The sequence below is a fragment of the Pseudoalteromonas sp. S3260 genome (assembly GCF_005886925.1).
GTDB lineage: Bacteria > Pseudomonadota > Gammaproteobacteria > Enterobacterales > Alteromonadaceae > Pseudoalteromonas > Pseudoalteromonas tetraodonis.
Window position 1 is genome coordinate 1 of record NZ_PNCV01000315.1, and the last position, 464, is coordinate 464.

The following is a 464-nucleotide window of genomic DNA, read 5'->3' on the forward strand; positions in this document are numbered from 1 at the left end:
AACCCAGAGCCGACACAAGCAGAATTCTCGTTAGGCGTATCTGATGCGCCAGTAAGTAACGTTAAAGCAGTGTGGGTTGCCTTTGACAGCATTACCTTAAACGCGGGTGATGGTGAGATGCCAACCTTTGAGACCCGCTCTGCAGAGAACCCAGATCAACCCGTGATGGTAAACTTACTGGACTACACTGGTGATGATGTGTTTGCGCTTATCGATGATGAGCTTGTTGCTGCCGGTGACTATGAATGGCTGCGCGCTGATATAGTCAATGGCGACATGGCCAATATCGAGATGACTTCACATCTGGTTTATAACGATGACACTGTCGTGCCACTTGTTGTCACCCCTAAGGGCAATGAAGGCATCGGTGAAATTCAAATTAATGACTTCACTTTGGTAAGTGGTCACAACGACTAAGTCCTTGAGTTTGACCTGAAAAAATCTTTGGTCAACCCAAGTAACAG

Annotated in this window: 1 protein-coding gene; it reads left to right on the top strand. The window is 46.8% G+C overall.

Going from position 1 to position 464, the window contains the following annotated elements:
• Window positions 1-417, top strand: a 417-nt coding sequence (locus CWC14_RS18615; protein ID WP_138564363.1) for a DUF4382 domain-containing protein, incomplete at its 5' end; no start/stop codon positions are given.
• Window positions 418-464 lie beyond the last annotated feature (47 nt).